18 protein-coding genes and 1 pseudogene are annotated in these 21,148 nt (G+C 71.7%); 6 read left to right on the plus strand and 13 right to left on the minus strand.

Annotated features, from left to right (window positions below):
- Positions 1-13: 13 nt before the first annotated feature.
- Genes ACIP89_RS22195 through ACIP89_RS22210 form a run of 4 tightly spaced genes read right to left on the minus strand, consistent with a single transcriptional unit; the run spans position 14 to position 3,982 of the window.
- The gene (locus ACIP89_RS22195; protein WP_402116308.1) at positions 14-1,180 is read right to left on the minus strand and encodes a thiolase domain-containing protein; all 1,167 of its coding nucleotides are present in this window, start codon (positions 1,178-1,180) and stop codon (positions 14-16) included.
- On the minus strand, positions 1,173-2,225 hold the full coding sequence (locus ACIP89_RS22200) for a thiolase domain-containing protein (protein WP_402116310.1): 1,053 nt from the start codon (positions 2,223-2,225) through the stop codon (positions 1,173-1,175). The genes ACIP89_RS22195 and ACIP89_RS22200 overlap by 8 nt, the downstream gene beginning before the upstream one ends.
- Complete coding sequence (locus ACIP89_RS22205) at positions 2,226-3,167, minus strand: Zn-ribbon domain-containing OB-fold protein (protein WP_402116311.1); 942 nt, start codon at positions 3,165-3,167, stop codon at positions 2,226-2,228. It lies immediately after the preceding gene.
- A 14-nt stretch (positions 3,168-3,181) separates the two neighbouring features.
- Positions 3,182-3,982: a crotonase/enoyl-CoA hydratase family protein gene (locus ACIP89_RS22210; protein ID WP_401928413.1), complete on the minus strand. Its 801-nt coding sequence runs from the start codon at positions 3,980-3,982 to the stop codon at positions 3,182-3,184.
- Between the two features lie 166 nt (positions 3,983-4,148).
- On the opposite strand from ACIP89_RS22210, the gene ACIP89_RS22215 reads away from it, so the two are divergent.
- The 3 genes from ACIP89_RS22215 (at position 4,149) to ACIP89_RS22225 (ending at position 8,203) form a co-directional block, all read left to right on the plus strand.
- A complete protein-coding gene (locus ACIP89_RS22215) occupies positions 4,149-5,777 on the plus strand; it encodes an acyl-CoA synthetase (protein WP_402116313.1) in 1,629 nt (542 codons plus the stop codon).
- 237 nt (positions 5,778-6,014) lie between these two features.
- The gene (locus tag ACIP89_RS22220) at positions 6,015-7,088 is read left to right on the plus strand and encodes a nitrous oxide reductase family maturation protein NosD (RefSeq protein WP_401928408.1); all 1,074 of its coding nucleotides are present in this window, start codon (positions 6,015-6,017) and stop codon (positions 7,086-7,088) included.
- 35 nt (positions 7,089-7,123) lie between these two features.
- On the plus strand, positions 7,124-8,203 hold the full coding sequence (locus tag ACIP89_RS22225) for a methyltransferase (protein WP_401928406.1): 1,080 nt from the start codon (positions 7,124-7,126) through the stop codon (positions 8,201-8,203).
- Positions 8,204-8,278: 75 nt separating this feature from the next.
- Here the strand turns inward: ACIP89_RS22225 and ACIP89_RS22230 are convergent, their stop codons facing one another.
- The 7 genes from ACIP89_RS22230 to ACIP89_RS22260 all read right to left on the minus strand — a co-directional run bounded on the left by ACIP89_RS22230 (position 8,279) and on the right by ACIP89_RS22260 (position 13,613).
- Positions 8,279-8,611, minus strand: a complete 333-nt coding sequence (locus ACIP89_RS22230; protein WP_401928404.1) for a TcmI family type II polyketide cyclase — start codon at positions 8,609-8,611, stop codon at positions 8,279-8,281.
- A 75-nt stretch (positions 8,612-8,686) separates the two neighbouring features.
- Complete coding sequence (locus ACIP89_RS22235; protein ID WP_401928402.1) at positions 8,687-9,166, minus strand: SRPBCC family protein; 480 nt, start codon at positions 9,164-9,166, stop codon at positions 8,687-8,689.
- Position 9,167: 1 nt separating this feature from the next.
- A complete protein-coding gene (locus tag ACIP89_RS22240) occupies positions 9,168-9,425 on the minus strand; it encodes an acyl carrier protein (RefSeq protein ID WP_401928400.1) in 258 nt (85 codons plus the stop codon).
- 40 nt (positions 9,426-9,465) lie between these two features.
- The gene (locus ACIP89_RS22245) at positions 9,466-10,713 is read right to left on the minus strand and encodes a ketosynthase chain-length factor (RefSeq protein WP_401928398.1); all 1,248 of its coding nucleotides are present in this window, start codon (positions 10,711-10,713) and stop codon (positions 9,466-9,468) included.
- The gene (locus ACIP89_RS22250; protein WP_328697915.1) at positions 10,710-11,978 is read right to left on the minus strand and encodes a beta-ketoacyl-[acyl-carrier-protein] synthase family protein; all 1,269 of its coding nucleotides are present in this window, start codon (positions 11,976-11,978) and stop codon (positions 10,710-10,712) included. Before ACIP89_RS22250 ends, ACIP89_RS22245 begins: the two co-directional genes overlap by 4 nt.
- Complete coding sequence (locus tag ACIP89_RS22255; RefSeq protein ID WP_401928395.1) at positions 11,975-12,415, minus strand: cupin domain-containing protein; 441 nt, start codon at positions 12,413-12,415, stop codon at positions 11,975-11,977. The genes ACIP89_RS22250 and ACIP89_RS22255 overlap by 4 nt, the downstream gene beginning before the upstream one ends.
- A gap of 76 nt (positions 12,416-12,491) precedes the next feature.
- The gene (locus tag ACIP89_RS22260) at positions 12,492-13,613 is read right to left on the minus strand and encodes a TcmI family type II polyketide cyclase (RefSeq protein ID WP_401928392.1); all 1,122 of its coding nucleotides are present in this window, start codon (positions 13,611-13,613) and stop codon (positions 12,492-12,494) included.
- Between the two features lie 275 nt (positions 13,614-13,888).
- Between ACIP89_RS22260 and ACIP89_RS22265 the strand changes: the two genes are divergently transcribed.
- A complete protein-coding gene (locus tag ACIP89_RS22265; protein WP_402116315.1) occupies positions 13,889-15,523 on the plus strand; it encodes an FAD-dependent oxidoreductase in 1,635 nt (544 codons plus the stop codon).
- An 18-nt stretch (positions 15,524-15,541) separates the two neighbouring features.
- Here the strand turns inward: ACIP89_RS22265 and ACIP89_RS22270 are convergent, their stop codons facing one another.
- Positions 15,542-17,065: an alpha/beta fold hydrolase gene (locus tag ACIP89_RS22270; protein WP_402116317.1), complete on the minus strand. Its 1,524-nt coding sequence runs from the start codon at positions 17,063-17,065 to the stop codon at positions 15,542-15,544.
- 209 nt (positions 17,066-17,274) lie between these two features.
- On the opposite strand from ACIP89_RS22270, the gene paaK reads away from it, so the two are divergent.
- Both paaK and ACIP89_RS22280 read left to right on the plus strand, forming a co-directional pair.
- The gene (gene paaK, locus ACIP89_RS22275) at positions 17,275-18,570 is read left to right on the plus strand and encodes a phenylacetate--CoA ligase PaaK (protein WP_401928386.1); all 1,296 of its coding nucleotides are present in this window, start codon (positions 17,275-17,277) and stop codon (positions 18,568-18,570) included.
- Between the two features lie 120 nt (positions 18,571-18,690).
- Positions 18,691-19,491 (plus strand): SAM-dependent methyltransferase, encoded by an 801-nt coding sequence (locus tag ACIP89_RS22280; protein WP_401928384.1) that lies wholly within the window; start codon positions 18,691-18,693, stop codon positions 19,489-19,491.
- Between the two features lie 22 nt (positions 19,492-19,513).
- Here the strand turns inward: ACIP89_RS22280 and ACIP89_RS22285 are convergent.
- A pseudogene (locus ACIP89_RS22285) lies at positions 19,514-21,098 on the minus strand (fatty acyl-CoA synthetase).
- Positions 21,099-21,148: the final 50 nt, after the last annotated feature.

Genomic DNA, 21,148 nt, shown 5'->3' on the forward strand with positions numbered 1-21,148 from the left:
GGACCGGGCGTGGTCAGCGCGTGGGCGGTTCGGCGCCGACCAGCCACATCGAGAAGAACTGCGCCCCGCCCCCGTAGGCGTGGCCGAGCGCCCGGCGCACGCCTTCCACCTGGTGCTCCCCCGCCTGTCCCCGCACCTGGAGGGCGGCCTCGGCGAACCGGATCATGCCGGAGGCGCCGATGGGATTGGTGGAGAGCACTCCGCCCGAGGGGTTCACCGGCAGGTCGCCGCCGAGTTCGGTGACTCCGGCCTCGGTGAGCTTCCAGCCCTCGCCCTCGTCCGCGAAGCCGAGGTTCTCCAGCCACATCGGCTCGTACCAGGAGAACGGGACGTACATCTCCACCGCGTCGATCTCCCGGCGCGGGTCGCTGATCCCGGCCTGCCGGTAGACATCGGCGGCGCAGTCCTTGCCGGCCTGCGGCGAGACGAAGTCCTTGCCGGCGAAGAGGGTCGGTTCGCTGCGCATCGCGCCGCCGTGCACCCAGGCGGGCGGCCGCGGTGACCGCTCCGCGCCCGCCCGGTCGGTGAGGACCATCGCGCAGGCCCCGTCGGAGGACGGGCAGGTCTCCGAGTAGCGGATCGGGTCCCAGAGCATCGGTGCGGACTGGACCTTCTCCAGGGTGATGTCCGGGTCGTGGATGTGCGCGTACGGGTTCTTCAGCGCGTTGCGCCGGTCCTTGTAGGCCACCAGCGAGCCGACCGTGTCGGGCGCTCCGGTCCGGCGCATGTAGGCGCGTACGTGCGGGGCGAAGAATCCGCCGGCGCCGGCCAGCAGGGGCTGCTGGAACGGGATGGGCAGCGAGAGGCCCCACATCGCGTTGGACTCCGACTGCTTCTCGAAGGCGAGGGTGAGGACGGTGCGGTGCACCCGGGCGGCGACGAGATTCGTGGCGACCAGTGCCGTCGAACCGCCGACCGAGCCGGCCGTGTGGACCCGGAGCATGGGTTTGCCGACCGCGCCGAGGGCGTCGGCCAGGTAGAGCTCCGGCATCATCACACCCTCGAAGAAGTCGGGAGCCTTCCCGATGACGACGGCGTCGATGTCCGCCCAGGTCAGTTCGGCGTCCTTCAGCGCGGCGACGGCGGCCTCGCGGACGAGTCCGGCGAGCGAGACGTCGTGGCGGGCCGCGACGTGCTTGGTCTGGCCGATGCCGACGACGGCCACGGGCTCCTTAGGCATGGGTGCTCTCCCCTTCGAGGACGGCGACCAGGTTCTGCTGGAGGCAGGGGCCGGACGTGGCGTGGGCGACCGCCCGGTCCGACTCGCCGCGGTGGATGCGGGCGGCGGCCTCGCCGAGGCGGATCAGCCCGGCGGCCATCAGCGGGTTGGCGGCGAGCGCGCCGCCGGACGGGTTGACACTGACCTCGTCACCGAGGCCGAGCGCCTTGCGCAGCACCACTTCCTGGGAGCTGAACGGGGCGTGCAGCTCGGCGGTGTCGACGGGCCGTTCGAAGACCCCGGCCCGTTCGGCGGCGAGCCGGGTCGACGGTGACTCGGTCAGCTCGCGCACCCCGAGGCCGTGGGCCTCGATGCGGTGGTCGATGCCGCGGATCCAGGCGGGCCGGGCGCACAGCGCCCGCGCGGTGTCCCCGGCGGCGAGGATCACGGCGGCGGCGCCGTCGCCGATGGGCGGGCAGTCGCCGGAGCGCAAGGGCCGCACGAGGTAGTCGCCGGCCGGTACGTCTCCGCTGAGCTGGGCGTGCGGGTTGTCCGACGCGGACTGGCGGCTGCGGGTGGCGATGGCCGTGAGTGCGCTCTCGTCGGTGTCGCCCGCGTCGATGAGCGCCTGGGCCTGGAGGGCGGCGAGTGCCACGGAGTCGGGCCACAACGGGGCGGTGTAGTAGGGGTCGAGCTGACGGGTGAGCACGTCGCGCACCTGGCCGGGCGAGGACTTTCCGTACGCGTAGACGAGCGCGGTCTCCGCCTCGCCGGTCTGGATCTTCACCCAGGCCTCGTACAGGGCCCAGGCGCCGTCCATCTCCACGTGGGACTCGGAGATCGGCGGGTGCGCGCCGACGCCGTCGAGCGCCATGGTGAAGGAGAAGGCGCGGCCCGCGAGGTAGTCGCTGGAGCCGGAGCAGGTGAAGTCGATGCCGCTGGTCCGCAGGCCGGTCGCGTCGAGGACCTGGTGCAGGACGGGCATCAGCATCTCGACTTCGGAGAGTTCGTCGGTGCGGCGCAGATGGTCGGTCTGCGCGAAGGCGACGATCGCTACGTCCCGCATCTAGACCAGCTCCTTGTACACGTCGTAGTCGGCGTCCGGTTCTCCGGTCGGCCGGTAGTGGTCGGGATGGCGGCTTCCCTCGGTCCACACGGGCTCGACGCGCAGACCCATCCGCACCTGGTCGTACGGGATGCCGCCGATCCGCGCGTGCAGGGCGAGGTCGGCGCCGTCCAGGGCGATGTGCGCGTAGACGTAGGGGACTTCGATGTCGAGGTTCTTGGCCTTGATGTTGACGACGCAGTAGGTGGTGACCGTGCCGCGCGGTCCGACCTCGACCCGTTCGTCGGTGGCGACGCCGCAGGTGGGGCAGGCCCCGCGAGGCGGTACGTACACCTTGCGGCAGGACGGGCAGCGTTCACCGACGACGCGTCGGTCCGCGAGCGCTTCGAGGTAGGCGCTCTGGGCGCGGCCCGGGGTGTAGATGTAGTCGAGCCGGGCGGGGGTGACGATGCCGGTGACGGGTTCGGTGAACTCGCCGTCGTGCGGCGCGGTTTCGCCGGGTTCGCTGTCGTACGGCTCGAAGCAGGCGATGTCCGTGACGGCTCCGGTGCGGTCCCGCGCCCAGCGGACGCGGACGCGCATGCCGGTGCGGACGGCTTCGGGCCCGGGTGCGTCCAGGACGTGCAGGAGCGCGGTGTCGGCTCCGTCGAGCCGTACGAGCACCCAGGCGAAGGGGGTGTCCAGGGGCTGGTCGCGGCGGGGCAGCGGATTCCAGGCCCAGGTGGTGACCGTACCGGTGGCGGCGACCTCGACCAGGTCGTGGATCTCCTCCGCGGTGACCGGGTCGTACTCGACGGGCGGGACCAGGACCTTGCCGTCGCCGGTCCGCACACCGAGCACGGTGCGTTCGCGCAGTCCGGTGAGGAACGCGCTCTGGACCGGGCCGAGGGAGCGGGTGAAGGGGAATTCGACCACCAGCGGTGCGCTGAGGATGTCGGGCACGGGTACCTCCTGATTCAGCCGCGCCGGTAGACGGGCGGGCGCTTCTCGGCGAAGGCGCGGGCGCCCTCCTTGGCGTCGGCGGTGGCGAAGACCGGCCAGCCGCGCTTGAGTTCCGCGGCGAGGCCGTCGGTCTCGGTCATCTCAGCGGTCTCGTACACCGATGCCTTGACCTCCTCGACGGCGAGCGGGCCGCAGGCGTTGATCTGCTCGGCGACCGCGAGGGCCGCTTCCAGCGCGGTCCCGTCGGGGACGACCCGGCCGATCAGTCCGATCCGGGCCGCTTCCCCGGCGTCGTACGGGCGGCCGGTGAGCAGCATTTCGAGGGCGTGGGTCCGGGCGATCTGGCGGGGCAGCCGCACGGTGGAGCCGCCGATGGGGAAGAGGCCGCGTCTGACCTCGAAGAGGCCGAAGGTGGCGCCCTCCCCCGCGATGCGGATGTCGGTGCCCTGGAGGATCTCGGTGCCGCCCGCCACGCAGTGGCCCTCGACCGCGGCGATGACCGGTTTGCGGGGGCGGTGGTGGCGCAGCATGGCCTTCCAGTGCAGGTCGGGGTCGGCCTTCATCCGGTCCCGGTAGCGCTCGCCGTCCATGCCGTCGCCCGCGAGGGCCTTGAGGTCCATCCCGGCGCAGAAGCAGCCGCCGGAGCCGGTGAGGACGACGGAGCGGATCCCGTCGTCCGCGTCGGCGGCCAGCCAGCCGTCGTACAGGCCGACCAGCATCGGCAGCGAGAGCGCGTTCTTGGCTTCCGGCCTGTTCAGGGTGAGCACCAGTGTGGCGCCTTCGCGCTGCACGGTGAGGTGTTCCGTACCGCCCATGGTCTGTCTCCCGTCGTAAGGCTAGAACAGGTTGCAGTAGTCGGGGAGGCAGTTCAATAGTTTTCTGACAGTCAGTCAGTTTTCTTCGCCTGGCCCCCTTCCCACTTGTGCCGGTCGGCGCTCTAATGACCGCCGGGCCACTCAGCAACCGGGGTCAGGAGGAACGGTGGAGTACAACCTTGCCGACCTGTTCGAATCGGTCGTCGACGCTGTCCCGGAACGCGAGGCGCTCGTCTACCTCGACCATCCCGGGACGGGCGCCGAGCGCAGGCTCACCTACGCGGAGCTGGACGCCGCGGCGAACCGCGTCGCCCATCATCTGATCGAGGCCGGCATCGCCCCCGGCGAGCACCTGGGGCTGCACCTGTACAACGGGGTCGAATACCTCCAGACGGTGCTGGCCTGCCTGAAGGCGCGCATCGTCCCGGTCAACGTCAACTACCGCTACGTGGAGGAGGAGCTGGTCTACCTCTACCAGGACGCGGACCTGGCGGCGCTCGTCTTCGACGCCGAGTTCGACGAGCGCGTCGCGGCCGCCGCGCCACAGGCGCCGAGGCTCCGCCATCTCGTCCGGGTGGGATCGCCCGCGGAAGGGGTACCCGGCCCGGACGCCGTCGCGTTCGCGGCGGCCGAGGCCGCCGGGGATCCGGGGCGCGGCTTCGCCCCCCGCTCCCCCGACGACCAGTTCATCATCTACACGGGCGGCACCACGGGCATGCCCAAGGGCGTGATGTGGCGCCAGGAGGACCTCTTCTTCTCCGGCCTGGGCGGCGGCGCGCCGACCGGCGAGGCGGTGAAGACCCCGCAGGAACTGGCCGAGCGGGTCGCGGCGGGCGGGGAAGGCATCACCTTCTTCCCCACTCCCCCGCTGATGCACGGCACCTCGACGCTCACGGCGTTCATCGGCTTCAACTTCGGGCAGCGGGTCGTGCTGCACCGCAAGTTCGTGCCGCACGAGGTACTCCGCACGATCGAGCGGGAGAAGGTCACCAGCGTGTCGCTGGTCGGCGACGCGATGCTGCGGCCGCTGATCGACGCGCTGAAGGGGCCGCTGAAGGGCACCGACTGCTCTTCGATGTTCTCCGTCTCCAGCTCGGGCGCCGTGATGTCGGACTCGGTACGCGCGGAGTTCCAGGCGCTGGTGCCCACGGTGATGCTGCTGAACAACTTCGGCTCGTCCGAGTCCGGATTCAACGGCACCGCGACGGCGGACTCCGGGCCGGAGAACGGCTTCCGGCTGCGGATGAACTCCCGTACGGCGGTCGTCGACCCCGCGACCTACGAGCCGGTCTCCCCGGGCGAGCCGGGGCGGATCGCGCAGCGCGGCCATGTGCCGCTCGGCTACTACAACGACCCCCGCAAGACCGCGGAGACGTTCTTCCGCAAGGGCGAGGAGCGGTGGGTACTGCTCGGCGACATGGCGACGGTCGACACCGATGGCATCGTGACCGTGCTGGGCCGGGGTTCGCAGTGCATCAACACCGGCGGCGAGAAGGTGTACCCGGAGGAGGTCGAGCAGGCCCTCAAGGCCCATCCGGACGTGTACGACGCGCTGGTCGCCGGCGCACCCGACGAGCGCTGGGGCAGCCAGGTCGCCGCCGTGGTACAGCTGCGCGAGGGCGCGGAGGAACCCTCGCTCGACGACGTCCAGGCCCACTGCCGGACCCGGCTGGCCGGCTACAAGATCCCCCGGCACCTGGTGATCGCCCCGCAGATCCGGCGCTCCCCCAGCGGCAAGGCGGACTACCGGTGGGCCCGCTCGGTCGTCGCTCCGGTCCGCCCGGCCGACGGCTGAGACGGGCGCCGGGCCCACGGCTGAGACGGGCGACCGGCCGGCGCCGGGGCCGGGACGGCGGGCGGCGGCCGGGACGGGGCGGCGGGCGGCGGTCGGCGCCGATATCACCCGAGTGCGCGGCCCCGCGTCCGCCGCGGACGGGGGCCGGGGGGCATGGCGTAAGCCATTCGGGCACGTCCGGTACCCAACCGCTCACCCTGCGTGGCATCGGGGGGTGATCGCCCATAGCTTCGGCTCATGAGGAAACGACACTTCACATGCCTCGTGAGCATCGCTGCCGCCTCGGCCGCCGGACTGGGCGCGGCTGTTCCGTCCGCCTCGGCCGCTGCCGCCGGCGACCGTGTGGTGTATCCGGGCCAGTCGATCCAGGCAGCCGTGGACGCCGCACGGACCGGTGACACCATCGTCGTCCGGCCCGGCACCTACCGCGAGAGCGTGCTCATCAGCACACCGGGCCTGACCCTGCGCGGCTCCGGGGACCGGACGGTCATCGTGCCGGACACCAGCCGCGCGCAGCCGGACAACGCCTGTGCGAAGGCCGGCAACGGTGTCTGCGTCCAGGGGACGGCCCAGCACACCGTGGACCACGTGTCCGTCCGCTCCCTCGCGGTCACCGGGTTCGCCAGGAACGGCGTCTGGGCCTCCTGGACGGACGGGCTGGAGGTCCGGGACGTGACCGCCGGCTCCAACGGCACCTGGGGCATCGCCCAGCAGCGCTCCACCCGCTCCGACATCCGGGACAACACCGCCCGCGCCAACGGCGACGCGGGCATCTTCGTCGCCAACAGCGTGGACGAGGAGGGCGGCGCCACGGACACCCTCGGCACCCGGGTCCGGGGCAACACGCTGACCGACAACCGGATCGGGTTCACCGCACGCCGGGTGCGGAACCTGCTCGTCGACGACAACACCCTCACCGCCAACTGCACCGGCGTGTTCGTCGTGGGCGACGAGGGGACGCCGAAGGCCGGCGCCATGACCATCCGGTCCAACCGGATCACCGGGAACAACAAGTTCTGCGGTGCCACCGACCGGCTGCCCGCCCTCCAGGGCTCCGGCATCGTCCTCACCGGCACCGAGACGACCCAGGTGCGCTCCAACGTGATCCGGGACAACGTGGGGGCCACCCCGCTCTCGGGCGGCGTCGTGCTGTTCAAGAGCTTCGTCGGAGCGAAGAACACCGACAACACCATCACCGGCAACGTGGTCACGGGCAACCGGCCGGCCGACCTGGCCAATGAGGACACCGGCACGGGCAACGACTTCACCGGCAACGTCTGCACGACGTCCGCACCGGCCGGAATGTGCTGACCGGTGCGCCCCCGTACGAGGAGAAGCGAGAGCCCATGACCACCGTGAGTACCACCCCCACCCCCGCCGCCGCACCCGCTCCCGGCCCGCCCGCCGCCGCGGCCGCACCGCAGCCGGCGATGCGGCTGCGTGAGATCGTGTTCGGCGCCGCCTGCGCCGCCGCCGTGCGTGCCGCGTGCCGGCTCGGTGTCGCGGACGCGCTGGGCGAGACACCCGCCACCGCGGCCGAACTGGCCGAGGCGGTGAAGACCGAACCGGTACCGATGGAGCGGCTGCTGCGCGCCCTGTCCTGCTACGGCATCTTCACCGAGACTCCGGACGGCGCCTTCGCCCACACCGAGATGTCGCGGCTGCTGCGCGAGGACGACCCGGACAGCCTCCGGTACATCTCGCTCTGGTGCACCGAGCCCTGGACCTGGGACGTCTGGCCTCGGCTGGACGACGCGGTGCGCTCCGGCCGCAATGTCTTCGAGGACGTGTACGGCAAGGAGTTCTTCGACTACCTCCACCAGAACGCCCATGAGTCGGCCCAGGTCTTCAACCGGGCCATGACCACGTCCAGCGTGCAGTCCGCGCTGGACGTCGCCGCGCTCCTCGACCTCACCGGGGTGTCCGTGGTCGCCGACATCGGCGGCGGTCAGGGGCACGTACTGGCGAGCCTGCTGGAGAAGCACCCCTCGGTGAGCGGGACCCTAATGGACCTGCCGGGTGTGGTGGCACGGGCCGACGAACGGCTGCGGGACGGCGGCCCGCTCGCCGGCCGGGCCGCCATCGTGGCCGGGGACTGCCGTGAGGGCATCCCGGTGGCGGCCGATCTCTACATCATCAAGAACATCCTGGAGTGGGACGACGACAGCACCCGCCGGGCGCTGCGCAGCGTCGTCGCGGCGGCCCGTCCGGGGGCCCGCGTCGTCGTCATCGAGAACCTCGTCGACGACACCCCCTCGATGCGGTTCACCACCGCCATGGACCTGCTGCTCCTGCTGAACGTCGGCGGCGCCAAGCACACCCGGCAGAGTCTGGTGGACCGGCTGTCGGAGGCCGGGCTGCTCATCGGTGAGATCCGGCAGGTCAACCCCTACCTCCACGCGTTCGAATGCGTGGTCCCGGACTGATTCCGCCGTTCCGGCGAACGCACGCGGATCGCCCCGGGCCCGGCCGAGAGGCCGGGCCCGGGGCGATCGTCGTCGTCAGGCGGAGGCGTCGCGCTCCCAGCGGTAGAACTCCTGGGCCATCGCGTCCTTGGGGCCCCGCCAGGTCTGCGGGTCGTACGGGCTGATGAAGGCGGTCAGCCGGTCGCTGAGCCCCTTGAACTCCGGGTGCTCGGTCGCCTTGGCGATCTCCGGTCCGGGCGGCCGCTCGGACTCGATCATGTGCAGATAGACGTCGCCGAACTGGAAGAGCTTGCGCCGGGTGACGCCGACCAGGTGCGGCAGCTCGGTGCGGTCGGAGGCGGCGAACAGCTCGGCGATGTCCGGCGCCGACTCCGGCGCCATCCGGGCGACGATCAGTGTGTGGTGCATCGGGTGGTGCCTTTCTGGTACCCGGCCCGGTACCCGGTACGGGGCCGGGTGGCCGGACCGTCGGCGGACGGGACGTCAGCCGGCCGTGACGGACGCCGAACGGTGCTCACGGTCGCGCTGCTCGATCTTGTCCCGGATGAGCTCCATCTGGACACGCGAGTTGCGGTTGATGTTGTCGGTCATCCAGGCGTCGTCGACCGGGGCGTCCGGGCGCATCGCGAAGTCCTGCGCCCAGTGCATCCGGGTGCCGCCGGGGACCTCGGAGTACTCCCAGTGGATGTCCATGTGCTGGAACGGGCCGGGCTCGATGCGACGGGCACGGACCTTGCGGGCGCGGCGGTCGGTGGTGCGCTCGGAGACCCAGCTCCACACCTTGTCGTTGTCGTCGGGGTGCATGGTGAGGCGGAAGGTGGTCCGCTCGCCGTCGCGCTCGATGATCTCGACCGCGGCGTACTCGCTGAACAGGTCCGGCCAGTTCTCGAGGTCGTTCGTCATGTCCCAGACGAGGTCCAGGGGGGCGGCGATGATGATCTCGTTCTCGGTGTGTCCGGACACGTCAGGCTCCTGTCACGAGGCTGTTGTTGACGAGGTCGAGGAACTCGCGGGGCGTCTTGCACCGGTCGGCGTCGGCCGGCAGCGGCTGTCCGTGCCGGTTCTCCAGCACGCCGACGATGCCGAGGAGGCCCAGGGAGTCGAGGCCGAACTCGTCGAAGGCGGTGCCGGGGCGGCTCTCCATCTCCCGGGGGTCGACGGTCAGTCCGGCGCCCTTCTTCATCAGGACGGCGAGTTCGTCGTAGGTCAGTCGGTCGGTCATGAGGGGCTTCTTCCTTCTCGCGGGGATTTTCGTTGGGCTCTCACGCGCCGTGGGCGGGGCGCCGCAGCACCATCGCCGCGTTGGAGCCCATGAGGCCGCGGCTGAGCACGAGCGCGGTCCGCAGTTCGGCGGGGCGGGCCCGTCCGGTGACGACGTCGAGGTCGTGGCAGACCTCGAACACGTTCGGCGTCGGCGGGATCAGGCCGTTCTCCATGGCGAGCACGGCGGCGGCCGCGTCGAGGACGGGGGCACCGCAGTACGCCCGCCCGATACCGGTCTTGGGCGCCGTCACCGGAACCCGCCTGCCGTGCGTACCGAGCGCGTCGGCCAGCGCCTGCGCCTCCGCACGGTCCGCGGCGGGTACGCCGAGGGCGTCCGCGAAGACCACGTCGATCTCCTCGGGCGCGCAGCCGGCCTCCCGCAGCGCACCCTCGATGGCGTGGGCGAGCCCCTCCCGGGACTCCTCCCAGCGCATCGCGGTGGTGAAGGTGGCCGCGTGACCGGCGATCTCGGCCCTGACCCGGGCGCCGCGCTCCCGCGCCGCGCCCTCCTCCTCGACCACGAACATCGCGCCGCCCTCCGCCGGCACGAATCCGCAGGCGTCAGAGGTGAACGGGCGGTAGGCCCGCGTCGGGTCCTCTGCGGAGCTCAGGTCCCGGTATCCGAGCTGGCAGACGACGGAGTAGGGGGCGAGGGGGGCCTCGGCCGCGCCGACCACCACCGCGTCGGTGCCGCGCCGGACGGACCGGGCGGCGTGCGCCATCGCGTCGAGGCCGCCGGCCTCGTCACTGGCCACCACCGCGCAGGGCCCCTTGAAGCCGCCGCGGATGGAGATCTGGCCGGTGCTCGCGGCGTAGAACCAGGCGATCGACTGGTACGGGCCGACGTACTTGGATCCCTGGCCCCACAGCCGTTGCAGCTCGCGCTGGCCGAACTCGCCGCCGCCGGAACCGGCGGCGGTCACCACGCCCACGCTGAACGGCTTGTCCTCGTAGTCGGCGCGGCCCAGCCGGGCGTCGTCCAGGGCCATGTCCGCCGCGGCCATCGCGAAGTGCGTGAACCGGTCGGTCTGGACGAGGTAGCGCTCCTCGATCAGGCTGACCGGGTCGAAGCCCCTGACCTCGCCGGCCACGCGCAGCGGCAGCTCCTCGCACCCTTCGCGGGTGACCCGGTCCAGTACGCTCAGGCCTTCCTGCGTCCGCTTCCAGAAGGTCTCGGTGGACGTGCCGTTGGGGGCGACGACCCCGATGCCGGTGATAACGGTCTGCCGGGCCTTGTCGGTGCTCATGGTGTCCTCCCACCGGTTCTGGTCAGGGCGACAGCGGACTGGAAGCCACCGAAGCCGCTGCCGACGGAGAGAACACTGCGCAGCTTCAGCGGGCGTGCGGTGCGCGGCACGTAGTCGAGGTCGCACTCGGGGTCCGGGGACTCGTAGTTCGCCGTCGGCGGGACCGTCTGGTGGACCAGCGCGAGTACGCAGGCCGCGATCTCTATCGCCCCGATCGCGCCGAGCGAGTGGCCGACCATCGACTTGATGGAGCTCATCGGTACGTCGTGGGCGTGCGCGCCGAGCGCCCGCTTCACGGCGGCCGTCTCGTGCCGGTCGTTCTGTTTGGTGCCCGAGCCGTGCGCGTTGACGTAGTCGATGTCCGACGCGGCGATCCCGGCGTGGCCGAGGGCCCGGTTGATGGCCTCGGCCATCTCCAGGCCCTCCGGGGTCAGCCCGGTCATGTGGTACGCGTTGCCGAAGGTCGCGTAGCCGGCGATCTCGCAGTACACCGTCGCGCCCCGGGCACGGGCGTGCTCCAGTTCCTCCAGCACGAGTACGGCCCCGCCCTCGCCCATCACGAAGCCGTCGCGGCGGGAGTCGAAGGGCCGGGAGGCGTGCTCCGGGTCCTCGTTGTTGGCGGAGGTCGCCTTGATCGCGTCGAAGCACGCCACCGTGATCGGGGTGATCGGGGAGTCCGACGCCCCGGCGATGCACACGTCGACGCGGCCGTCCTCGATGGAGTGGAAGGCGTATCCGATCGCGTCGAGGCCGGAGGTGCAGCCCGTCGATACGGTCTGCACCGGACCGTGCGCCCCGACCTGCTCGGCGACGGCGGAGGCCAGCGAACTCGGTGAGAACGCCCGCTCCAGATGGGGCCCGGCCGGACGGTGGTCGACGTCCCAGCGCGCGCCGCTGCCGCTGACCGCGACGTAGTCGTGCTCCAGCCGGGTGGTTCCGCCGACGGCCGTGCCGAGCGAGACGCCCATCCGCCAGGGATCGGTGCGCTCCTGGTCGAGGCCCGCGTCCGCGAGTGCCTCGCGGGCGGCCACCATCGCGAACTGGACGTACCGGTCGGAGCGGGCGACCTCGTCCGCGTCCAGCCCGTGGGCGGCCGGGTCGAAGTCGCACTCGGCGGCGATCCGGGACCGGAAGCCGGCCGGGTCGAAGAGCGTGATGCCGCGCGTGGCGGTGCGGCCGTTGGCGAGGAGGTCCCAGAAGGCCGGTGCGCCGATCCCGCCCGGAGCGACGACCCCGACCCCGGTGACCGCCACCCGCCGGGTCATGAAGCGGCCTCCGTTCGTTCTGGCGGCGCGCCCTGCTCGGGGGCGGCGTGATCGGGCAGCTCGGTGTCGACGTGTCCGAGTTCCGGGCGGGGCGCGAGGGGGCCGAGGTGGAAGACCATGCGGACCTCGGTGTCACCGACGTTGCGGAAGCGGTGGCGTACGTTCAGCGGGATCAGCAGCCCCTGGTCGGGCCGCATCGCGTAGGGCTCACCGTCCAGGTCGACCTCCAGGAGCCCGTTCACCACGTACACGAACTCCTCCGAGTAGGGGTGGTAGTGCTCCGCGATGCGGTCGCCGGGCTGGATGGTGGCCAGTCCCATGAAGCCGCTGGTCGCGCCTACGGCCGTCGGAGTGAGCAGGGCGCGCAGGTCTCCTCCGCGCCTGGTGTTGGGCTGGGTCTCGCTGAGGTCCACGATGCGTGGCCGGTGCGTGGTCATGAGTGTCTTCCTCCTGGCGCGTTGCGAGTTGTGCCGACGGGTTGAGCGAGAACCCCCCGCTCTGCTGGTACGCGGTTCAGGACTCCGCTGCCCGCCGGTCGGTGATCAGGTGCATCCCGGCACGGCTGAGGAAGCGCATGGCGTCCTGTTCGCCGGTGGGCACGGGGTTCGCCTCCCCGTCGAGGAGGCGGGCGAGCCTGACCGCCTTGCCGGGGCCGTGGATGCCCAGCGACCGGTCGGGCTGCGCGTCGAGGGGGCCGTCCACTTCCAGGAGCCGGACGACGATGTCGTCGCGCTGGAAGATGGTGCTGCTGTCGATGGGGCTGCCGGCGTCGTCGGCCTCCTCCTCGTCGTGCTCGGCCAGGAGGCGGGCCAGCGCCATGCCGCAGCCCTCCTTGGCCTGGTAGAAGAGCGCGTGGCGCTTGAGGTCCCGGTCGGGGTGGCGGCCCGTCGTCACGTGGTGGACGGTGGGCAGCGCCGCCCGGGTGAAGAACATCCGGGCGGAGTCGGGGTCGGCCAGGTCGCGGTCCTGCTCCAGGTACGGGTTGAGCGCTTCCTCGACGGCCCGGATCTCCGGCTGCCGGGAGACGTGGCGCAGGGCCGCGAGGAGATCGCCCTCGACCTCGACCGCGCGCACGACGCGGTTGCCGTGCATGAAGAGCGAGGTGCGGCGCAGCCGGGTGTGCTCGTCGACCCGTGCCTTCGGGGGGTCGTAGTCGGCGAGGATCTTGGCGACCCTCTCCTCGGTGCCCGGCTTCACGGTGAAGGTCAGCGCGTGGCGCACGATCCCGTCCCCGAGGCGGGGCGCGGCCTGCAGGCCGCCCTTGGCGGGCTCGAAGCTCTCCTCGAAGGCTGCGCCGGTCTCGCGCAGGACGCTGAAGCGCAGCGAGCGGGTGTCGCGCACGCAGCTGTGCAGGGGCTGGACCGTGGCGACGTGGTCCTCGCTGTTGACCCAGGCGAGGAAGGGCGGGGCGCTCTCCCACTCGCTGGTGATGAGCCACTGGGAGGGGTTCTCGATGGACTGGCACAGCTGGTCGCTGATGTGGCCGGGGATGGAGGCCACCTGGTTGCGCATGTGCTCGTAGGCCTCCAGGAACTGCTTCTGGGCGCCGTCGTGCAGGTCAAGCAGCAGGATGACCCGCAGCCTTGATCCGTCGAAGGCGGACTGGGAGGTCCGTTCCGAGAGGGTGGTGGTCATCTTTCGAACTCCTTCGAGCGGTGGGGCGGCCCGGCCCGCCGGTTCGCTGGGTAACCGGTGGCTGTCGAGTGGAATCGGAGCGGGGAGTCTCCCGGCAGCTGCGCACGGTCCGCCCCGGACCGCGGGCGTCGTCTCCGTCACCGATCGTGAAACGCTGGTCCGGCTGACGCGAGATTTATGAACCGTTCAGGTGAGCGAGCGTCCGAACCGCTCCGACCGGGCCCCGGCAGGGGCATGGACACTGCATCTGTACGGCGTCCGAGCTGGAGCAACTCATGAACGAGAACGTCGACCTCCGCGTACCGGTCCTCATCGTGGGCGGATCCCTGGTGGGCCTGTCCGCGTCCCTCTTCCTCGGCCGGCTCGGCGTCGAGCATCTGCTGGTCGAGAAGCACGCGGCCACCTCGACGCATCCGCGCGGCCGCGGCAACAACGTCCGCACGATGGAGGTCTTCCGCCGGGCGGGGGTGGAGGAGCGGATCCGGGCGGCCGCGTCGGTGCTGGCGGAGAACCACGGCATCCTGCAGGCCGGTTCGCTGACCGGTGACGACCAGGAGTGGCTGTTCAAGGAGATCGACCCGGGTGGCGCACTCGCCCGCTTCAGCCCGACGGGCTGGTGCCTGTGCAGCCAGAACGACCTGGAGCCGGTGCTGCTGGACCGGGCCCGGGAGCAGGGCGGTGACCTGCGGTTCTCCACCGAACTGCTGTCGTTCGACCCGGACGGCTCAGGTGTCGGGGCGGTCCTGAAGAACCGGGAGACCGGCGAGCACACCACCGTGCGGGCGGACTATCTCATCGCCGCCGACGGTCCGCGCAGTCCGGTCCGCGAGCAGCTGCGGATCGGCCGTTCGGGTGCCGGCGACCTGTTCCACAACGTGAGTATCACCTTCCGCTCCCGCCGGCTCGCCGATGTGCTCGGCGACCGGCGCTTCATCGTCTGCTACCTGACCAACCCGGAGGCGGACGGCGCCCTGCTGCCGGTGGACAACGAGGAGCAGTGGGTGTTCCACGCGCCGTGGCAGCCCGACCGGGGCGAGACCCTGGAGGACTTCACGGACGAGCGGTGCGCCGAGCACATCCGCAAGGCGGTCGGCGCTCCGGACATCGATCTGGAGATCACCGGCAAGGCACCGTGGCACGCGGCGGAGCGGGTGGCGGACCGCTACTCACGGGGCCGGGTGTTCCTCGCCGGTGACTCGGCGCACGAGATGTCGCCCACCGGGGCGTTCGGCTCCAACACCGGCATCCAGGACGCGCACAACCTGGCGTGGAAGCTGGCGGCCGTGCTCCGCGGTGAGGCGGGGCCGGGTCTGCTGGACACGTACGGCGCGGAGCGGCTCCCGGTGGCGCGGGCGACGAGCGAGCGGGCCTCCGCGCGTTCCGGCGAGCACAGCCACCCGGGGTACGCGCCGCCGCCCACCGTGGGCGGCGGCAAGCGCGGCGGCATGCTGAACGTGGCGCTGGGCTACCGCTACGTGGACGGGGCGGTGCTGGGCGTCGCCCCGGACCAGCCGGTGGTGCCGCAGGGGATGCAGCTGACGGGTGAACCGGGCAGCCGCGCACCGCACCTGTGGGTCCGGCGGGCCGGTGAACGGATCTCCACCCTGGACCTGTACGAGCGCTCGTTCGTACTGCTCACCGATGGCGCGGACGTGGCGTGGCGGCGGGCGGCGGCCCGGGTCGGCGACCAGCTCTCGGTGCGGCTCGACGCGTTCGGCATCGGCACCGGTCCGGGCGGCGATCTGGAGCCGGAGGCCGGTGCCGACTGGGCCGAGGCGCACGGGACGAGCACCGAGGGCGCTGTGCTGGTGCGCCCGGACGGGTTCGTCGCCTGGCGTTCACCGGCGGGCGTCCCGGACGCGGAGACGACGCTGCGCGACGTCATGGTGTCGCTGCTGCGCCGGGGCTGACCCGCCCGGCCGGCCGCGTCAGTCCACTCCGAACGACCGGAGCGCCGCGAGGAATTCCTCCGGCCGTTCGGTGTGGACGAGATGGCCGGCGTCGATGGTGACGAGCCGGCCGCCGGGGATCCGCCGCGCCATCCAGGCGAGGTCCTCCTGGTCGATCCGGCTTCGTGGCCCGCCGCCGACGACCAGGGTGGGCACGGTGATCTCACCGAGGCGTTCCCGGTTCTCCGGATCGGGTTCATTGAGCTGGGCGTTGATGGACGGCACCACGGGCCAGTCGAAGCCGAGCTCCCCCTCGGGGCGTTCGACGGGTCCGCGGGGCGGGTCGAGCGGGAAGGGCGGCGGGGCCTCCTCCAGGACGAGCCGGCCGATGAGTCCGGGCTGCCGCCCGGCCAGCAGATAGGCCGCCGCGCCGCCCATGGAGTGCCCGACGACCGTGGCGCCGGAGAGGTTGCGGGCCTCCAGGAACGCGTGCAGGTCGTCGCGGAACAGCTCGAAGGAGTAGCGGCCGGGCCAGTCGCTGAGGCCGTGGCCGCGGAAGTCGATGGCGTACACCCGGTTTCGGGCCGCCAGCTGTTCGGCGATCCGGGTCCAGGTGCGGCTGTCGTCGCAGCGTCCGTGGACCAGCACGACCGGCGGTGCGGAGGGGTCTCCCCACACCCGGTAGGCGAGCCGTGTCCCGCCCGCCTGCACGCTGTGCACCTCCGGGTCCAGGAAGGCGGCGGTGGTGCGGACGAAGGCCCCGGGGTCGTCCAGCCACGGGAAGTGGGCGGCACCACGCTGTACGGCGAACTCGGATTCCGGGAAGAGCGCGGCCAGTTCGGCGGCGCGGTCGGGGGTCGTCACGCCGTCGTACTCCCCGGCGAGGACGAGCACCGGGGACGCCAGCTCGTGCAGTGCGGCCACCGTCGCGGCCGGGTCGAGGGCTCCCGGCGCGTAATAGTGCTGTGCGGCGGCGGCGTTGATCTGCGCCGCGGACGACGCCGCGTGGGCCCGCGCGGCGTCGTCCCAGCGGCCGTAGAGGAACGGCCGGGCCGAGGCGCGCAGTTCGTCGTCGAGGCGTCCGGCCCATATCTGCTCCAGTGCCGGCAGCGCCTCCTCGTACCACGGTTCCGCGCGACGCAGCCCGGCGGCCTCGCGGGCCTCGCGCTCGGCGAACCCGAGTCCGGCGGCCCGTGTCGCGGGGGCGACGAGGAGCAGACGGCGCAGCGCCTGCGGGTATCGCGCGGCGTAGAGCACGGCGAGGTCCGCCGCCGCCGAGTGGGCGAGCAGGTCGATGTGTTCCAGCCCCAGGTGTTCGCGCAGTGCCTCGACGTCGTCGACCAGCCGGTCGCAGCGGTAGGTGGAGGTGTCGTCCGGTACGGCGGAGTCCCCGGTGCCCCGCAGATCGAGCAGCACCAGTTGCCGGTGGCCGTCGAGTCCGCCCAGGCGTCCGAGATAGGTACTGGCCCGCATGGCCCCGCCAGGCAGGCAGATCAGGGGTGCGCCCTGTCCTTCGAGGTGGTACGCGAGCTCGGTTCCGTCGTACGTGTGGAAAGTCGGCATGGAAACCATCCAAACAGGGCCGACCGGGTGATGCGGCTCTGTTCGGTACGAGCGTATCCGCGGCGGGCCGGCCGCATCGGGGGCGGCCGGGTGACATGCGTCCGGTCCCCCCTCTTGCCAGCGGGCCGAAGATCCTGAATTACTGCTCCCGGGAGGAACGACCGAATGATCGGTCGTCTGCACGGTGCGCACGGAAGAGGGAGATCCGCATGACGGCTCTGCTGGACGCGGCGGAACGGATGGACCGCGAGGAGCTGCGAGAGCTCCAGCTCGAACGGCTGCGGGCGACGCTGCGGCACGCGTACACCCACGTCGGCCACTACAGGGCCGCGTTCGACCGGGCGGGACTGCACCCCGACGACTGCCGCTCACTCGCCGATCTGGCCCGGTTCCCGTTCACCACCAAGGCGGATCTGCGGGACAACTATCCGTTCGGGATGTTCGCGGTGCCCGAGGAGCAGGTGCGCCGGATCCACGCCTCCAGCGGCACGACGGGCCGCCCGACCGTCGTCGGCTACACCCAGCGGGATCTGGACACCTGGGCGGACGTGGTCGCCCGCTCGATCCGGGCGGCGGGCGGCCGCCCGGGGCAGAAGGTCCATATCGCTTACGGATACGGGCTGTTCACCGGCGGACTCGGCGCGCACTACGGCGCGGAGCGGCTCGGCTGCACGGTCATCCCCGCGTCCGGCGGCATGACCGCCCGGCAGGTCCAGCTGATCCAGGACTTCCGGCCCGAGATCATCATGGTGACGCCGTCGTACATGCTCACCCTCCTGGACGAGTTCGAGCGGCAGGGCGTCGACCCGAGGTCGGCCTCGCTGAAGGTGGGCATCTTCGGCGCCGAGCCGTGGACGCAGGAGATGCGGCGCGAGATCGAGGAGCGGTTCGCGATCGACGCGGTCGACATCTACGGGCTGTCCGAGGTGATGGGTCCGGGCGTCGCCCAGGAGTGCGTGGAGACGAAGGACGGGCTGCACATCTGGGAGGACCACTTCTATCCGGAGGTGGTCGACCCGTTCACCGGCGAGGTGCTGCCGGAGGGGGCGGAGGGTGAGCTGGTGTTCACCTCGCTCACCAAGGAGGCCATGCCGGTGATCCGTTACCGGACCCGGGACCTGACCCGGCTGCTGCCGGGGACGGCACGGGTCTTCCGGCGCATGGAGAAGGTCACCGGGCGCAGCGACGACCTGGTGATCCTGCGGGGGGTGAACCTCTTCCCGACCCAGATCGAGGAGATCGTGCTCCGTACCCCGGCCGTCTCGCCGCACTTCCAGCTGCGGCTGACCCGCGAGGGCCGGCTGGACGTGCTGACGGTGCGCGCGGAGGCCAGGGCCGGGGCGACGCCCGAGCAGCGCGCGGCCGCCGCGGTGTCGGTCGCGGCGGCCGTCAAGGACGGGATCGGGGTCTCGGTCGGGGTGGAGATCCTCGATCCGGAGACGCTGGAGAGGTCGGTCGGCAAGTTCAGGAGGATCGTGGACGAGCGGGACCGGCCGGGCAGTTGACCGCGGCACCGCGCCGCCCCGGTCCGATGTGGCAGGGTTTCGCGTGCAGTCGCTGTGGCAGGATGCGTCGACGGGGCGCCTCCTGCCTGCTCCCGCGCACCGAGGAATTCTGGAGCTGCCATGACGCCGGATCCGGCCGACACCCCGATCATCGACACCAGCAGGCCGCACCCGGCGCGCGTCTACGACTACCTCCTGGGCGGCAAGGACAACTACCCGGTGGACCAGGAGCTGGGCGAGCAGATGCCGCCCATGGCGAAAGCGGGTGTCGCGCAGAACCGGGCGTTCATGCGCCGGGCGGCCGGCTGGGCCGCGCGCACGGGTATCGACCAGTTCCTCGACATCGGAACGGGCATCCCGACCCGGCCGAACCTCCACCAGATAGTCCAGGAGATCAACCCGGCGGCCCGGGTCGTCTACACGGACAACGATCCGATCGTCCTGCGTCACGCGGAGGCGCTGCTCATCAGCACGCCCGAGGGCTCGACGGACTACCTCGACGCCGATGTGCGCGAGCCGGAGAGGATTCTCCGTCACGCGCGGAACTCGCTGGACTTCGACCGGCCCGTCGCGCTCTCCCTCATCGCCCTCATGCACTTCGTGCCGGACGAGGAGGACCCGTACGGCATCACCCGCACCCTCCTGGCAGCGCTGCCCGTCGGCAGTTGCCTGATCCTCTCGCACTTCACCAATGAGTTCCTCCCGGCCGAGGAGGACAAGACCGAGACCTACCGGTCGAGCGGCATCAGCCTGCGGCCCCGGACCCGCCCCGAGGTCGCGCGGTTCTTCGACGGACTCGACCTCGTCGATCCCGGCGTGGTCACGGCCCCGCTCTGGTACAAGGGCACACCGGCTCCGCAGGGCAGCGGCCACATCGACAGCTTCCACGTCGGAGTCGGCCGCGTCACGGTCAGAGGGTAGGGCGCGGCAGGGGGACGCCGCGTCAGGCGAAGCGGTCGCGCAGCTCCCGCTTGAGGATCTTGCCGCTGGCGTTGCGCGGGAGTCCGTCCACGAAAAGGACCTTCTTGGGGGCCTTGAAGTGGGCGAGGCGTTCGCGGGCGTGTTCGATCAGTTCGGCCTCCGTCGCCTCGCCCCGCAGCACGACGACGGCGGTGACGGGGTGAAGTGGGCGAGGCGTTCGCGGGCGTGTTCGATCAGTTCGGCCTCCGTCGCCTCGCCCCGCAGCACGACGACGGCGGTGACGGCCTCGATCCAGCGCTCGTCGGGGAGTCCGACGACCGCCGCCTCCGCGACGGCGGGGTGGGTGTAGAGGGCGTCCTCGACCTGGCGGGAGGCGACGAGGACGCCGCCGGAGTTGATGACGTCCTTCACCCGGTCGACGATGGTGAAGTAGCCCTCCGCGTCGCGTACGGCGAGGTCGCCGGAGTGGAACCACCCCTCGCGAACGCCTCGGCGCTCTCCTGCGGCTTCTCCCAGTAGCCGCCGCACAGCTGCGGTGAGCGGAACACCACTTCGCCGGCCGTGCCGTCGGGGACGTCCGCGCCGTCCTCGTCGACCACCTTGGCCTCGACGAAGAGGACGGGCCGGCCGCAGGAGTCCATCCGGCCCTCGTGCTAGTCGGGCCCCAGGACGGTGGCGAGCGGGCCGATCTCGCTCTGCCCGAAGCAGTTGTAGAAGGCCAGTTGGGGCAGCCGGGCGCGGAGCCGTTCCAGTACCGGTACGGGCATGACCGACGCGCCGTAGTACGCCTTGCGCAGCCCGCCGAGGTCGCGGCGTTCGAATTCCGGATGGTTGGCGAGGCCGATCCAGACGGTGGGCGGGGCGAAGACGCTGTCGGCCTGTCCGGACTCGACGAGGTCGAAGATCCGGCCGGCCTCCGGGGCGTCCAGGACCGTGTTCTCCGCCCCGACCGCGAGGTAGGGCAACAGGAACACGTGCAGCTGCGCGGAATGGTAGAGCGGCAGGGCGTGGACGGGCCGGTCGCCGGCGCGGAGGTCGAGGGCGGTGACGGCGCTGACGTACTCGTGGACGAGGGCGCCGTGCGTCATCATCGCGCCCTTGGGGAGCGCGGTGGTCCCCGAGGTGTACAGCAACTGGACCAGGTCGTCCGCTCCCGGCTCACGGCCGGGTGTGAAGGCGCGCGGCGCGGCCAGTGCGGCCAGGAGGGAGTCCGGGGCGTCGCGCAGCGCGCGTACGGCGTAGCCGTCCGGAACCCGGCCGGCCAGGTCCGGGTCCGTGAGGACCAGGGAGCTGCCGGACTGGCTCAGGATGTACGCCAGGTCCTCGCCGGTGAGGTTCTGGTTGACGGGCACGTGGACGAGTCCGGCGCGGGCGCAGGCCAGGAAGCCGATCAGGTAGGCGTCGGAGTTGTGGGCGTAGGAGGCCACCCGGTCCCCCGGGCTCAGCCCGTGGCCGTCCATCAGGACGGCGGCCGCGGTACTGACGGCCTCCTCCAGTTCCCGGTAGGACCAGGTCCGGTCGGCGTACCGCAGGGCGGTTCGCCCGGGGGTACGCCGTGCGCTGCGGGTCAGGACGCCGTCGACTGTGCTGCTTCGTACACCTGTCATGGCGTGATCCTGTGCGGGCCGGGCCCGGCGGTCAAGGGCCCGGATACCGG

It is taken from the genome of Streptomyces sp. NPDC088730 (genome assembly GCF_044751215.1).
Classification (GTDB): domain Bacteria; phylum Actinomycetota; class Actinomycetes; order Streptomycetales; family Streptomycetaceae; genus Streptomyces.